The 13273-nt window shown below is 74.9% G+C and carries 11 protein-coding genes; 3 read left to right on the top strand and 8 right to left on the bottom strand.

Translation table 11 applies throughout. From position 1 onward, the window contains the following. Positions 1-6 precede the first annotated feature (6 nt). The 8 genes from ABZ659_RS01330 to rimP form a co-directional block, all read right to left on the bottom strand. Positions 7-3381, bottom strand: a complete 3375-nt coding sequence (locus tag ABZ659_RS01330; RefSeq protein WP_360212208.1) for a serine protease — start codon at positions 3379-3381, stop codon at positions 7-9. 273 nt (positions 3382-3654) lie between these two features. Then, on the bottom strand, positions 3655-4560 hold the full coding sequence (truB, locus tag ABZ659_RS01325) for a tRNA pseudouridine(55) synthase TruB (RefSeq protein ID WP_360212206.1): 906 nt from the start codon (positions 4558-4560) through the stop codon (positions 3655-3657). Continuing rightward, complete coding sequence (rbfA, locus tag ABZ659_RS01320) at positions 4557-5045, bottom strand: 30S ribosome-binding factor RbfA (RefSeq protein WP_360212204.1); 489 nt, start codon at positions 5043-5045, stop codon at positions 4557-4559. Before rbfA ends, truB begins: the two co-directional genes overlap by 4 nt. Before the next feature lie 40 nt (positions 5046-5085). After that, on the bottom strand, positions 5086-5382 hold the full coding sequence (locus ABZ659_RS01315) for a DUF503 domain-containing protein (protein ID WP_360212202.1): 297 nt from the start codon (positions 5380-5382) through the stop codon (positions 5086-5088). Positions 5383-5586: 204 nt separating this feature from the next. Next, positions 5587-8655, bottom strand: coding sequence for a translation initiation factor IF-2 (infB, locus tag ABZ659_RS01310; RefSeq protein ID WP_360212200.1), 3069 nt, complete (start codon positions 8653-8655; stop codon positions 5587-5589). A gap of 148 nt (positions 8656-8803) precedes the next feature. Next, complete coding sequence (locus ABZ659_RS01305; protein ID WP_360212198.1) at positions 8804-9100, bottom strand: YlxR family protein; 297 nt, start codon at positions 9098-9100, stop codon at positions 8804-8806. 101 nt (positions 9101-9201) lie between these two features. After that, positions 9202-10248, bottom strand: a complete 1047-nt coding sequence (nusA, locus tag ABZ659_RS01300) for a transcription termination factor NusA (RefSeq protein ID WP_360212196.1) — start codon at positions 10246-10248, stop codon at positions 9202-9204. Between the two features lie 2 nt (positions 10249-10250). Continuing rightward, on the bottom strand, positions 10251-10781 hold the full coding sequence (gene rimP, locus ABZ659_RS01295; protein ID WP_360212194.1) for a ribosome maturation factor RimP: 531 nt from the start codon (positions 10779-10781) through the stop codon (positions 10251-10253). Between the two features lie 193 nt (positions 10782-10974). Between rimP and ABZ659_RS01290 the strand changes: the two genes are divergently transcribed. Genes ABZ659_RS01290 through ABZ659_RS01280 form a run of 3 tightly spaced genes read left to right on the top strand, consistent with a single transcriptional unit; the run spans position 10975 to position 12968 of the window. Continuing rightward, a complete protein-coding gene (locus ABZ659_RS01290) occupies positions 10975-11553 on the top strand; it encodes a hypothetical protein (RefSeq protein WP_360212192.1) in 579 nt (192 codons plus the stop codon). Continuing rightward, entirely contained in the window at positions 11550-12023 is a 474-nt protein-coding gene (locus ABZ659_RS01285; RefSeq protein ID WP_360212190.1) for a ferritin-like domain-containing protein, read from the top strand. The genes ABZ659_RS01290 and ABZ659_RS01285 overlap by 4 nt, the downstream gene beginning before the upstream one ends. A gap of 45 nt (positions 12024-12068) precedes the next feature. Continuing rightward, on the top strand, positions 12069-12968 hold the full coding sequence (locus tag ABZ659_RS01280; RefSeq protein ID WP_360212188.1) for an aminoglycoside phosphotransferase family protein: 900 nt from the start codon (positions 12069-12071) through the stop codon (positions 12966-12968). Positions 12969-13273 lie beyond the last annotated feature (305 nt).

The following is a 13273-nucleotide window of genomic DNA, read 5'->3' as shown; positions in this document are numbered from 1 at the left end:
ACGCCCTCACGCGGGTACCCGTACCCCCGCCAGGTTCTCGATCATCCGGCGCGCGCTGGGCCCGACCACCGCGGCCCACTCCCCCGGTTCCCGCACCAGCCACCCGGCGAGCCGGACCGCGAACCCGGCGTCCCCGCGGGCCAGCTCGACCAGCACACGGTCGTACCGCGCCGCACCCCGAGGAGTGCGCACGAGCAGCAGCCCCACCCGGCGGACGAGGTCAGACAGCGCCTCACCACCGCCCGCCCCCTCACACCGCGCGGCCTCCCGCAGCACGGTCTCCAGCACGGCCGGGGACTCCTCCCGCGCCAACAGGGCCCCGCACAGCTCCCGGCGCAGCGCACGCGAGCCCTCCCCCGTCCCCACCAGCACCCTCGCCAGCGCGCACCGCAGCGCCTCCGGAGTCCAGTCGTCCAGCAACCCGCTGACCAGTGCCGGGATCCCGGCGAGTGGCCCGTCGTCGAGGCGCCGGTCGACGTACGCGGCGACGGCCCCGGCGATCTCCGCGCGCCGCGCCACCGCCTCCCGCACCAGCCCCACCGCCCGCCACTCCGCCCCGGGCACGAGCGCGTCCAGCACCACGCCCAGCACCCCGTCCACGTCGGCCCGGTCCCCCGAGGCCAGCCGGGCGCGGAAGGCGTCCAGAACCGGCTCGGGGTGCGTGGCGAGGGCGCTGACCAGCGCGCGGGGCGGCACCTGTGGATCACCCGCCGTGAAGTGGCCGAGGGTGCGCGGCAGATGGCGCTCACGGGTGCGCGGGTCCCGGACGAGGAGGGCGAGCGCGCCCCCGTGCAGGCTGGCGTCGGCGGGGCGGGCCAGCAGCGCGAGGGCGGCGCCCCGCAGCAGTTCACGGTCGGTCTCGGCACGCGCGTGCGGCGCGGCGCGCAGCCCGTACGCGACGGCCGCCACCCGCCGCGCGGGCCGCTCGTCCCGCGCCCACCGGTCGACGGCCCGGCACACGGCGGACGGCTCCTCCTCCGCGAGCGTGGCGAGCAACTCCTCGGCGTGCCGGTGGGCGCTGTCCACCAGAGCCTCCGCCAGGTCGTCGACGGCCCGGTGCCGGTGGGTGTGCAGCAGCGCCTGCGCGGCCGTCGCCACGGTCGCGTCCGGGGCCGCGGGCAGCGGCGTCGCGTCCGGGAACCACCGCACGAGGTGCGGCTGTACGGCGATGGGGTCGGTGTCGAGCAACCGCGCCACGGCGTCCAGATAGCGCGGGCCGCGGGCGTGCGGCGGCCCGTCGGCCACGACCAGGCGCCCGAGCAGGGCGCAGCGGTCGCCGACGGGCAGCGCGAGGCCCGTCCAGAAGTCCGGCCCGAACTCCTCCGCGCCGTGCGCCCGCCCGGCGGCGACGACACCGGCGAGCGCCCCCAGCACGTCCGTGTACGGCGTCGCGTCCGCCAGCCGCCGCAGCGTGCCGGACAGCAGCCGCGCCGCCCACCAGGAGCCCGGGTCGGCGGCCAGGGCCCGCACCAGCTCGGCCAGCCGGGCGGCGAGCCGCTCGGGCCCGCCGTGCGGTGGCCGGGCGAGCAGCAGCAGCGCCTCGACGACGGGGCCGACGCGGTGCCTCGGCACGGGCACCGGACGGCCGCTGGGACGGTGGACCAGGGCGCGCAGGGCCGCGTCCAGATCGAGGTGCAGGCCCTGGAGCCAGTCGGCCAGCTCCTCGTGGGCGAAGCGGTAGCCGCCGCCCGCCGGGACGAGCAGGCCCTCGGCGAGGACGGCGGACGCCCAGCCGGTGCCGCCGCCGAGCCGCGCCGGGGCGGTCCCCCACGGGAACACCGCCTCGAACGCCTCCCGGTCGAGCCCGCCCTGCCCGGGGCCGAGGCTGCGCCGGGCCGCCTCGTGGACCTGCCCGGCGACCTTCGCCGCGAGACGGCGTACGGCGGTGCCGCGCAGGCCCCGCACGGCGGCGAGGCGGACGGCGATCCGCAGGCACACCAGGTCCAGGTGGGCGGAGAAGACGTCGTAGCGGTCGGGCCGGGACACGCCGCCCGGCCCACCGGGCAGGGCGGCCCGCACCTCGGAGGCCAGCCGGAGGGTGAGGGGGTGCCGGGCGTCCCGTGGGTCCAGGTCGAACTCGGTGAGGCCGTAACGCGCGCGTGCCGCGCGGGCCTCCTCCTCACTGAGATCCCCGAACGGCACACAGCCGGACCCGCGTCCCCCACTCCCGCCCCACAGCGCCTCCCCCGAGAACCCCGCCCTCTCCCAGTGCTCCCCCCGGCACGCCACCACCAGCCGTACGCCGTTCTCCCGCAGCCACCTCGCCGTGCCCCCGGTCCAGTCGGCCAGCCGGTGGGCGAGTACCGGCGGCATCTCCTCGGGGCCGTCCAGGAGCAGCAGCAGGGGACGGCCGACGGAGCGGGCGAGGCGGGCGACGCGTTCGGGAGCGAGGTCACGGGGCTCGACGGCGGCCGGGGTGTGGGGCGAGGCGGCGAGGACCAGGGCCGCGCGGTGCAGTGCCCGGCGCACGGCGTCGGCCACGGAGGTGTCGTCGTCCCGCAGGTCCGCGCCGCGCAGCCACAGCGTGGGCGCCGGTTCCGCACCCCGGGCGCGGCGGGCGGCGAGGGCGGCGAGTTCCGTCGTACGGCCGCTGCCGGGCGGGCCGACGAGTCCGAGCACGACGGCCGGTCCCGTGACCGGCCCCTCGGCGAACGACGCCAACTCCCGTGCCGGTCCCGGCCGCTCGACCGGCGCCACCGCCCCCGGTTCCGGTACGCCGTCGCAGCCCAGGGAGGTGGCCGTCACCTCCAGCACCCCGGCGAGGTTGAGGTCGGCGCCGTACGCGGGGACGGTCGCGGCGTTGCGGGCGAACAGCTCGGCGAGCGGCCCCGCACCCGCGCAGGACACCGACAGCGGCACGGCGAACCCCCCGTGGCGCTCCCCTGACCCCGGGTCGGTCCCCAGCACGCCGACCACCGCACCGGTGGCGGCGTCCACCACCGGCCCGCCGGCCACCCCGGCGCCCCCCACCCGCAGGGCGTCCCGCGCGGCGGTGCCCATGGCCAGCTCCAGCACGGCGTCGGGCAGGTGGTGGCCGCCCGCGGCCATCCCCAGCACCCGGGCCTCCCACCACCGCCCCGCGAAGAACCGCACGTACCGGCCGGGCTGGGGGACGCCCTCCCGGACGCTGACGGGCAGCGGGTCGCTCCCGAGGCCGTCGGTGCGGACGAGGGCGAGACCGAGGCCGGGCAGCGCGGTGACCGCGTCGGCGGTGACGGTACGGGTACGGCGGCCGGCGGCGGCACACAGCGTCAGCCGGGGCAGCCCGTCGACGGTCTCCCGACCGGTGAGGACGGTGCCGAGGTGGTCCACGGCGAACCCGGTGCCGCGCGGCCGACCGGCGGGGTCACGGACGTACACGAGGGCCTCGTCGGCCACCATGGTCGAACCCCCTGCCCCGCACCCGTACACCGTGCCGCGTCCTCGACGTCATCGACTGTCTCCGACGTTAGGCACCGGATGATCAGGGCGACAGATCGCCGGGCGAACGCGCCCCCTTCCGCTCCCTCGGTTCACTCCGAGCGCCTGCCCGGACGGGTGAATGGGCGGTGGGCGATGGATACACCTTAGGGGTGGGGGAACCGAGGGGGGACCGTGGAGCGGCGACAGGCGAACCCCGTGATCGCCGCTCCACGGGCACAGCGCGACAGAGCCTCAGGCGAACACCGCGAGGCTCTTGGCCTTACCCCGCTGCTCCTCGACGAGGGCCAGCAGGGCGCCGTCGGGGTCGAACACGGCCACCGGGCCGCCGCCCGCGTACTCGTCCGGCATCTCCAGCCGAACCCCGTTGGTCAGCAGCCGGGCGCGCCGCTCGTCGACGTCCCAGCGGCGGAACGCGGCACCGGCGGCCTCCGCGACCGGCATCACGGTCAGCTCCTCCTGGAGCTGGTCGAGGGTCCGCGCGGCGTCCAGCCCGTACGGTCCGACCCGCGTCCGGCGCAGCGCGGTGAGGTGGCCGCCGACGCCGAGGTCGGCTCCCAGGTCGCGGGCGAGGGCGCGGATGTAGGTGCCGGAGGAGCAGACCACCGACACCACCAGGTCGAGCACGGGGGTGCCGTCGTCGGCGACGGCGTCCCTGACGTCGTACACCGCGAAGGACGAGACGGTCACCGGCCGGGCGGGGATGTCGAAGTCCTCGCCGTCCCGGGCCCGCTTGTACGACCGCACGCCGTTGATCTTGATGGCGCTGACCTTGGACGGCACCTGCATGATGTCGCCGGTCAGCTTGGCGATACCGGCGTCGACGGCGTCCCGGGTGACCCGGGAGGCGTCGGCGGAGGCGGTGATGTCGCCCTCGGCGTCGTCGGTGACCGTGGTCTGGCCGAGCCGGATCGTGCCGAGGTACTCCTTCTCGGTGAGGGCGAGGTGCCCGAGGAGCTTGGTCGCCCGCTCCACCCCGAGGACGAGGACGCCGGTCGCCATCGGGTCGAGGGTGCCCGCGTGGCCGACGCGGCGGGTGCGGGCGATGCCGCGCATCTTGGCGACCACGTCGTGCGAGGTGAAGCCCGACGGCTTGTCGACGATGACGAGGCCGTCGGGCGTGGTGTGCTGCTGGGTCATGCGGTGCTGTCGTCCGTCTCGTCGGAGTCGCCGGCGTCGGCCGCGCCGTCGCCGTCTTCCTCGGCGCCCGGCTTCCGGTACGGGTCCGGCTCACCGGCGTAGCGGGCGCCCGCGGACGCCTCGCGCACCTTGGCGTCGGACTGCCGCGCCTTGTCGAGGAGGTCCTCGATGGTGCGGGCGGTGTCCGGGAGGGCGTCGGCGACGAAGGTGAGGGTGGGGGTGAACTTCACCCCGGCCGCCCGGCCGACCTCGGAGCGCAGGACGCCCTTGGCGCTCTCCAGGCCCGCGGCGGCTGCTGCGCGCTCCTCGTCGTCGCCGTACACCGTGTAGAAGACGGTCGCCTCCCGCAGGTCGCCCGTCACCCGGGTGTCGGTGATGGTGACGTGCGAGCCGAGCCGCGGGTCCTTGATCCCGCGCTGCAGCTTCTGGGCCACCACCTCTCGGATGAGGTCCGCCAGCCTCTTAGCCCGCGCGTTGTCGGCCACTGGTCCGTCTCCCGTTCTTTCCTGTCATTGCGTTCTGTGGTCAGTCGTCGTGGTCGCCGTGGAAGCGGCGTCTCACGGACAGCAGCTCCACCTCGGGGCGCCCGGCGACCAGCCGTTCACACCGGTCGAGCACGTCGGTGAGGTGCCCGGCGTCAGCGGACACCACCGCCAGCCCGATGCCCGCGCGGCGGTAGAGGTCCATGTGGTCCACCTCGGCCGCGCTGACCGCGAACTTCCGCTGGAGTTCCGCGACGATCGGGCGGACGACGGAGCGCTTCTCCTTCAGCGACCGTACGTCGCCGAGGAGGATGTCGAAGGACAGTGTCCCCACGTACATGTGTGCCCGGTTCACCCGCCGGTACGGGATCGATGGCCCCGCCATCCACGGGCGGGGGCACCAAGAACGGTACCGTGCGCCCGCCGGGGGCTCGACCGGGTTTTCCACCGGCCACCGGCAACCGGCCGGCACCCGGCCCGCAACGCGCGGTGCCTGGCCCGGCGGGGACGGATCCCCGCCGGGCCAGGCACCGGACCGCTGGCCTTACGACCGCGGCTTCTCGCGCATCTCGTACGTCGCGATGACGTCGTCGACCTTGATGTCGTTGAAGTTGCCGAGGTTGATACCGCCCTCGAACCCTTCGCGGATCTCGGTCACGTCGTCCTTGAAGCGACGCAGGCCCTCGATGTTGAGGTTCTCCGCGATGACCTTGCCGTCGCGGATGAGGCGCGCCTTGGTGTTGCGCCGCACCTCGCCGGAGCGGATGAGCACACCCGCGATGTTGCCCAGCTTGGACGAGCGGAAGACCTCGCGGATCTCCGCCGTGCCCAGCTCGACCTCTTCGTACTCCGGCTTGAGCATCCCCTTGAGGGCTGCCTCGATCTCCTCGATCGCCTGGTAGATGACCGAGTAGTAGCGGACGTCCACGCCCTCGCGCTCGGCCATCTGCGCCGCGCGGCCGGCCGCACGGACGTTGAAGCCGATCACGATGGCGTCCGAGCCCATCGCCAGGTCGATGTCGGACTCCGTGACCGCACCGACGCCGCGGTGCAGGACGCGGATGTCGACCTCTTCGCCGACGTCGAGCTGGAGCAGCGAGGACTCCAGGGCCTCGACCGAACCAGAAGCGTCACCCTTGATGATCAGGTTCAGCTGCTGGACCTCACCGGCCTTCAGCACCTTGTCCAGGTCCTCCAGGGACACGCGGCGCGTGCGCTTCGCGAAGGCCGCGTTGCGCTCACGGGCGGCGCGCTTCTCCGCGATCTGGCGGGCCGTACGGTCCTCGTCGACCACGATGAAGTTGTCACCGGCGCCGGGCACGTTGGTGAGACCGAGCACCTGGACCGGGGTGGACGGACCGGCCTCGGCGACGTTGTTGCCGAGGTCGTCGTGCATGGCACGCACGCGGCCGTAGGCGTCGCCCACCACCATCGTGTCGCCCACGCGGAGGGTGCCTCGCTGCACGAGGACCGTCGCCACGGCGCCACGGCCGCGGTCCAGACGGGACTCGATCGAGATGCCCTGCGCGTCCTGGTGGGGGTTAGCCCGCAGGTCGAGCGACGCGTCGGCGGTCAGGACGACCGCTTCCAGCAGGTCGTCGATGTGCAGCCCCTGCTTGGCGGAGATGTCGACGAACATGGTGTCGCCGCCGTACTCCTCGGCCACCAGGCCGTACTCGGTCAGCTGACCGCGCACCTTGGTCGGGTCCGCGCCCTCGACGTCGATCTTGTTGACCGCGACGACGATCGGGACCTCGGCCGCCTTGGCGTGGTTGAGCGCCTCGACCGTCTGCGGCATGACGCCGTCGTTGGCCGCGACGACCAGGATCGCGATGTCGGTCGACTTCGCACCACGCGCACGCATGGCGGTGAACGCCTCGTGACCCGGGGTGTCGATGAAGGTGATCTTGCGCTCTTCGTCGTTGACCTCGGTCGCGACCTGGTAGGCACCGATGTGCTGGGTGATGCCGCCCGCCTCGCCCGCGATGACGTTCGTCTTGCGGATGGCGTCCAGGAGCCGGGTCTTGCCGTGGTCGACGTGACCCATGACGGTGACGACCGGCGGACGGACCACCAGGTCCTCCTCGTCGCCCTCGTCCTCGCCGAACTCGATGTCGAAGGACTCCAGCAGCTCGCGGTCCTCCTCCTCCGGGCTGACGACCTGAACCGTGTAGTTCATCTCGTCGGCGAGGAGCTGGAGCGTCTCGTCGGAGACCGACTGCGTGGCCGTGACCATCTCGCCGAGGTTCATCATGACCGCGACGAGCGACGCCGGGTTGGCGTTGATCTTCTCCGCGAAGTCCGTGAGCGACGCGCCGCGGGAGAGACGGATGGTCTCGCCGTTGCCGCGCGGCAGCATCACGCCGCCGACGCTCGGGGCCTGCATGGCCTCGTACTCCTGGCGCCGCTGCCGCTTCGACTTGCGGCCACGGCGCGCGGGACCGCCGGGACGGCCGAAGGCGCCCTGCGTGCCACCACGGCCACCGGGACCGCCGGGACGGCCGCCGAAGCCGGGACGGCCACCGCCGCCACCGCCGAAACCGCCGCCACCGGGACGACCGGCGAAGCCACCGCCGCCGCCCGGACGGGCGCCACCGCCGCCGCCACCGGGACGACCGGCGAAGCCGCCACCGCCACCGGGACGACCGCCGCCGGGGCGACCGGCACCGGCCGGACCACGGCCGCCACCGCCGCCGGGGCCGGGACGCGGACCCGCGGCCGGACGCTGCGGCATCATGCCCGGGTTCGGACGCGGACCGGCGCTACCGCCGCCGGGACGCGGACCGCCGCCCTGCGGACGCGGCATCGAGCCGGGGCTCGGACGGCCGCCGCCCGGAGCCTGGGGACGCGGACCGCCGCCCTGGGCGCCAGGCGCCTGCGGACGGGGACCGCCGCCGGGAGCACCGGGACCGCCGGGACGCGGAGCGCCCTGCGGACGCGGCGCCTGCGGACGGGCCATACCGGTGGAGCCACCGGAGGTGAAGGGGTTGTTACCGGGGCGCGGACCGGCCGGACGGCCACCGGGACGCGGCGCGGCACCGCCGGGACGCGCGCCCTGGCCACGGCCCTGACCGCCGCCGCCCTGCTGGCCCTGGCCGGGACGGCCACCGGGCTTGGGGGCGCCGGGGCGCGCGCCGGGACGCGGCGCGGCCGGAGCCGGGGACGACGCGGCGGGAGCCGACGGCGGGGCCGTGAACTCGGGGGTGGTCGGCGTCGCCGGAGCCGGACGCGGCGCGGGCGCGGGCTTGGGGCCCGGCGTCGGACGCGGACCGGGGGACGCCGCCGGCGCGGCCGGGGCCGCGGGCTGCTGGGCCGCCGGGGGCTGCGCCGCCGGAGGCTTGGGAGCGCCCGGCTTGGGACCAGCCGGACGTGCCGCCTGCGCCGGAGAGGGCGCGGCGGGCCTGGGAGATGCCTTCCGGGGGGCGGGCTTCGCACCGGACTTGCCGTTGCCGCTGCCCGCCTGGAAGGCGTCGGTCAGTTTGCGTACTACGGGCGCCTCGATCGTCGAAGACGCCGATCGGACGAATTCACCGAGTTCCTGGAGCTTGGCCATGACGACCTTGCTCTCCACACCGAACTCCTTGGCGAGTTCGTATACCCGGACCTTAGCCACTTCGCTCCTTTGAGGTCCGGGTTGCGGCCGGACCGTCGCTAGTTCATGGGCGTACTCATCGCGTACTCATCGAGTGCTCATCGCAATCTCGACCTGCTTTCGACTCGCGAGGTACCAGACCGCACGGGGTTCCGTACGGCATGTCTTTCTACCGTGTTGCCTGCTCGGCAACTGTTGTCCGCTCGACGTACTGGCGCAACGCCTTTGTGTCGAGCGCTCCCGGGGCGCGCAGTGCCCTCGTGAACGCCCGGCGGCGCACCGCCTGGTCGAGACAGACCGGGGCCGGGTGCACGTAGGCACCCCGGCCGGGCAGCGTACCGCGAGGATCAGGGACACATGCGTCCTCGATCGCCACGATGCGCAGCAGCTCCGTCTTGGCCGCTCGCTCCCGGCATCCCACACAGGTACGTTCCGGGCATAGGCGGGCCTGCGTCCGGCCAGACACTCCTTAGTCTACCTCCCCGCACCGACCTCACCCCTTTGGGGCAAGAATCGAACGGTTGTTGTCAGGGGGTTGTCGTGATCTCAGCGCCGTGCGGCCGGGATCTATTCCCCCGCCCTGTTCCCGGACCGCTCCCCCGCCCCGTCACCCGACCGGTCGGCGGGGCCGTCACCAGCCGGTTCGGTGTCCGGCCGGATGTCGATCCGCCAGCCGGTGAGCCGGGCCGCGAGCCGGGCGTTCTGGCCTTCCTTGCCGATCGCCAGGGACAGCTGGTAGTCCGGGACCGTCACCCGCGCGGAGCGGGCCGCCAGGTCCACGACCTCCACCTTCGAGACCCGGGCGGGGGAGAGCGCGTTCGCCACCATCTCGGCCGGGTCGTCCGACCAGTCGACGATGTCGATCTTCTCTCCGTTGAGTTCGCCCATGACATTGCGGACTCGGCCGCCCATCGGGCCGATGCAGGCGCCCTTGGCGTTCAGCCCGGAACGGGTGGAGCGGACCGCGATCTTCGTACGGTGACCGGCCTCACGCGCGATGGCGGCGATCTCCACCGACCCGTCGGCGATCTCCGGCACCTCCAGGGCGAAGAGCTTCTTCACCAGGTTGGGATGGGTACGGGAAAGCGTGACCGAGGGACCGCGTACGCCCTTCGCCACCCGGACGACGTACGACCGCAGCCGCAGACCGTGCGGGTAGGTCTCGCCGGGGACCTGCTCCTGCACCGGCAGGATGGCCTCCAGCCTGCCGATGTCGACGAGCACGTTCTTCGGGTCGCGGCCCTGCTGCACCACGCCGGTGACGATGTCGCCCTCGCGGCCCGCGTACTCCCCGAGGGTCGCGTCGTCCTGGGCGTCGCGCAGTCGCTGGAGGATGACCTGCTTGGCGGTGGTCGCGGCGATCCGTCCGAACCCGGACGGGGTGTCGTCGAACTCGCGCGACTCCTGCCCCTCCTCCAGGTCCTCGGGGTCCTCCTTGGCCCACACGGTCACGTGCCCGGACTCCCGGTTCAGCTCCACGCGCGCGTGGCGGCGGCTTCCCTCGGTGCGGTGGTACGCGATGAGGAGGGCCGATTCGATCGCCTCGACCAGCAGGTCGAAGGAGATCTCCTTCTCCCGCACCAGGCCCCGCAGGGCGCTCATGTCGATGTCCACGGCTACGCCTCCTCCTCTTCCTTGTCGTTCTCGCTGCTCTTGCTGCTGCTCTTGTCGTCCCTGCGGCCGAACTCGACCTGGACCCGCGCCCTGGCGATGTCCTCGAAGGTGAGTCTGCGGGCCGTGGGCTTGCGCCCCTTCACCCCGGGCACCTCCAGGTCGACGCCCTCGGCGTCGACGGTGAGGATCCTGGCGACCAGTTCCCCGCCCTGGGCCAGCTGGAACCTGGCCAGCCGTCCGGTGGCGCGTTCGTAGTGCCGCGGTTCGGTGAGGGGGCGCTCCGCGCCCGGGGTGCCGACCTCAAGGGTGTACTCGCCCTCGCCCATCGCGTCCGTCTCGTCCAGCTTCGCCGAGAGCGCGCGGCTCACATCGGCGATCTGGTCCAGGTCCGCACCGGTGTCGGAGTCGACGACGACGCGCAGCACCCGCTTGCGTCCGACCGAGTCCACCGCGATCTCTTCAAGATCCAGGCCCTGAGCGCTGACGAGCGGTTCCAGCAGTTCTCGCAGCCTCTCGCTCTGGGTGGTGCTCATCCGGGTGACTCCTCGGCCGCGTGTGCTGTTGTGGGATGGGTCGTGTGCCTGGCTCAAAGGGTATCCGGTCCCGGGGGGTGTTGCCGTCCACCCGGTGCCCGCCGGTGGGTGCGCCGGACGGGGGCGCGGGTACGGTGATCACGGGCGTGCCGCCCGACCCCGCATCCGTACGAGCCCTCCGAGGACGTCCGCCGTGCCGTTTTCCCCACCGCAGCGCACCCCCTCGGGGCCGCGCAGAAGGAGCCTGCTCGCCTCGGCGGCGGGCGCCGCCCTCCTCGTCGGCTGCTCCGGCGGGGACGAGGACCCCGCAGCCGGGGGCGCGGGGAGCGACCGCCCCTCGGCCGCCGACCTGGCACGCGCGCGTGCGGCACGGGAGAGCCACGCGCTGGCGGAGCGGTACGACGCCGTCCTGGCCGCCCATCCGGCGCTGGCCGGGCGGCTGCGCCCGCTGCGGGAGGAGGTCGTCCGGCACGTGAGGGCGTTCGGGGGCGTACCGCGCGCGACGGCGTCCGCGTCACCGTCCGTATCGGCGTCCGCGTCACCGTCCGTATCAGCGTCCGCGTCGGCCACCGGGCGGCCCGCCGTCCCCGGCACCGAGAAGGCGGCCCTCGCCGAGCTGGCCGCCGCCGAGCGGACGCTGGCGGACCGGCACGCGGAGGCGCTGCTTGAGCTGCCGGGCGAGACGGCGCGGCTGCTGGCCTCCGTGGCGGCGGCCGGGTCGGCGCACGCGTATCTGCTGACCGGGACGCCGAAGGAGGACGACGCCGGATGAGCGGGGCGGCGAAGGAGGGGAAGGACCGGGAGCTGACGGCGCTCCAGGCCGCGCTGGCCGCCGAGCACGCGGCGGTGTACGGCTACGGGGTGGTCGGCGGCCGGATCGGGGAGGACCGGCGCGCCGAGGCGCAGTCGGCGTACGACGCCCACCGGGCGCGCCGGGACGCGCTGACGCGGGACCTGCGGGACCTCGACGCCGAGCCGGTCGCGGCCTCGGCCGGGTACGCGCTGCCGTTCCCGGTGCCGGACGCCGCCGCGGCGGTACGGCTCGCCGTGGTGCTGGAGGAGCGGGTCGCCGGGGTCTACTCGGACCTGGTGCGGGCGGCGGGCGGCGCCCAGCGGGCCGCCGCGGTGGCGGCGCTGCGGGAGGCGGCGGTGCGGGCGGTGCGGTGGCGGGGCGGCAGCGTAGCCTTCCCTGGTCTCGCCGAGCGGTCCGCGGCCTCGGCGTCGGCGGGGCCGCCCGGGTGACGACCCCGTACCCGTGGGACCTCATGAGAAGGGAACGACTCGCGCATGGCTTTCGAACCGCCGCGGCGTCTGGTCAGGGCGCTCGGTGAGACGGCACCGGACGGTGACGACTGGTTGGAGAAGCTGCCGGAGGCGGTCCACCAGGCCGCTTCGCTACGCGGGTTGACCGTCGAGCGGGTGCAGGTGCCGGGCGGCCGGAGCAGCCTGGTGGCGCTGGTGCGGCAGGCGGACGGCACGCCCGCCGTGCTGAAGCTGGCGCCGCCGCGGGCCCGTCCGGCGAGCGAGCGGGCGGCGCTGGCGCACTGGGGCGGGCGGGGTGCCGTACTGCTCCTCGAACCGGTCGCCGAGGACGGGGCGCTGGTGCTGGAGCGGCTGCATCCGGACGTGTCGGTGCGGTCGCTGCCGGAGGCGAAGGCGCTGCTGGAGGCGGCGGGGACGCTGCGGCGGCTGTGGGTCGAGCCGCCCGAGGGCCCCGTCTTCGAGACGGTCGACGGGCGGACCGGGCGGCAGGCGGCGGCCATGCGCGCGGACGCCGACGCCTACCCCGAGCTGCGTCCGCTGGTCGACGCGGCGCTGGCGGCCCGTGACGAGCTGCTGGCGGCGCCGCCGGAGCACCGGCTGCTGCACGGCACGTTCCGGCAGAGCAAGGTGCTCGGCGGGGAGCGGATGCCGTGGCTGGCGGTGGGTCCGGACCCGGTGGTCGGCGAGTGCGCCTTCGACCTGGCGCGGCTGGTGCGGGACCGGGTGGAGGACCTCATCGCCTCCCCGTCCGGCGCGTCGACGACCCGCCGCCGGGTCAGGCGGCTCGCGGAGTCCCTGGAGGTGGACCGGGAACGCCTCCGCGGCTGGACCCTGTTCCGCGCGGTGGAGTCGGGCGTCCGCGCCCGCCGGGTGGGCCGCCCCCAGGACGCGGAACTGCTCCTGGAGTTCGCGAGCTGGCTGTAGCCCCACACCGGGGCCGAGTCTGCCCCGCGGCGGCGCGGGCCCCGGGCCCAGGCGGGCCCTGCGGCCAAGCGGGTCCCTGCGGCCAGGCGGGCCCGCGGCCCGGGCAGCGAGCCCGGGACCGTGATCAGGCGCGTACCCGCGGGCGCCCCGGGGTGCGCCCGCAGGAGAAGGGCCCGCGATCGGCGGCTGGCCGCCGGGCCACCCCGCGGGCGCCCCTCGGAACCGCGGCACCCCCGGCACACCGCGACGCCCTGTAGGCGCGCCCCGGCGGTCCGGGGGCGTCCACAGGGCGTTGGGGCGTCCGG

It is taken from the genome of Streptomyces sp. NPDC006997, from assembly GCF_040635175.1.
Taxonomy (GTDB): Bacteria; Actinomycetota; Actinomycetes; order Streptomycetales; family Streptomycetaceae; genus Streptomyces.
This window is presented reverse-complemented; position numbering and strand designations above follow the sequence as displayed.

Bases quoted from the DNA above. Each gene is read 5' to 3' on its own strand.
- ABZ659_RS01330 (WP_360212208.1), bottom strand. From the start codon at position 3,381: ATGGTGGCCGACGAGGCCCTCGTGTACGTCCGTGACCCCGCCGGTCGG.
- ABZ659_RS01285 (WP_360212190.1), top strand. From the start codon at position 11,550: ATGAGCGGGGCGGCGAAGGAGGGGAAGGACCGGGAGCTGACGGCGCTC.
- truB (WP_360212206.1), bottom strand. From the start codon at position 4,560: ATGACCCAGCAGCACACCACGCCCGACGGCCTCGTCATCGTCGACAAG.
- ABZ659_RS01280 (WP_360212188.1), top strand. From the start codon at position 12,069: ATGGCTTTCGAACCGCCGCGGCGTCTGGTCAGGGCGCTCGGTGAGACG.
- rimP (WP_360212194.1), bottom strand. From the start codon at position 10,781: ATGAGCACCACCCAGAGCGAGAGGCTGCGAGAACTGCTGGAACCGCTC.
- ABZ659_RS01315 (WP_360212202.1), bottom strand. From the start codon at position 5,382: ATGTACGTGGGGACACTGTCCTTCGACATCCTCCTCGGCGACGTACGG.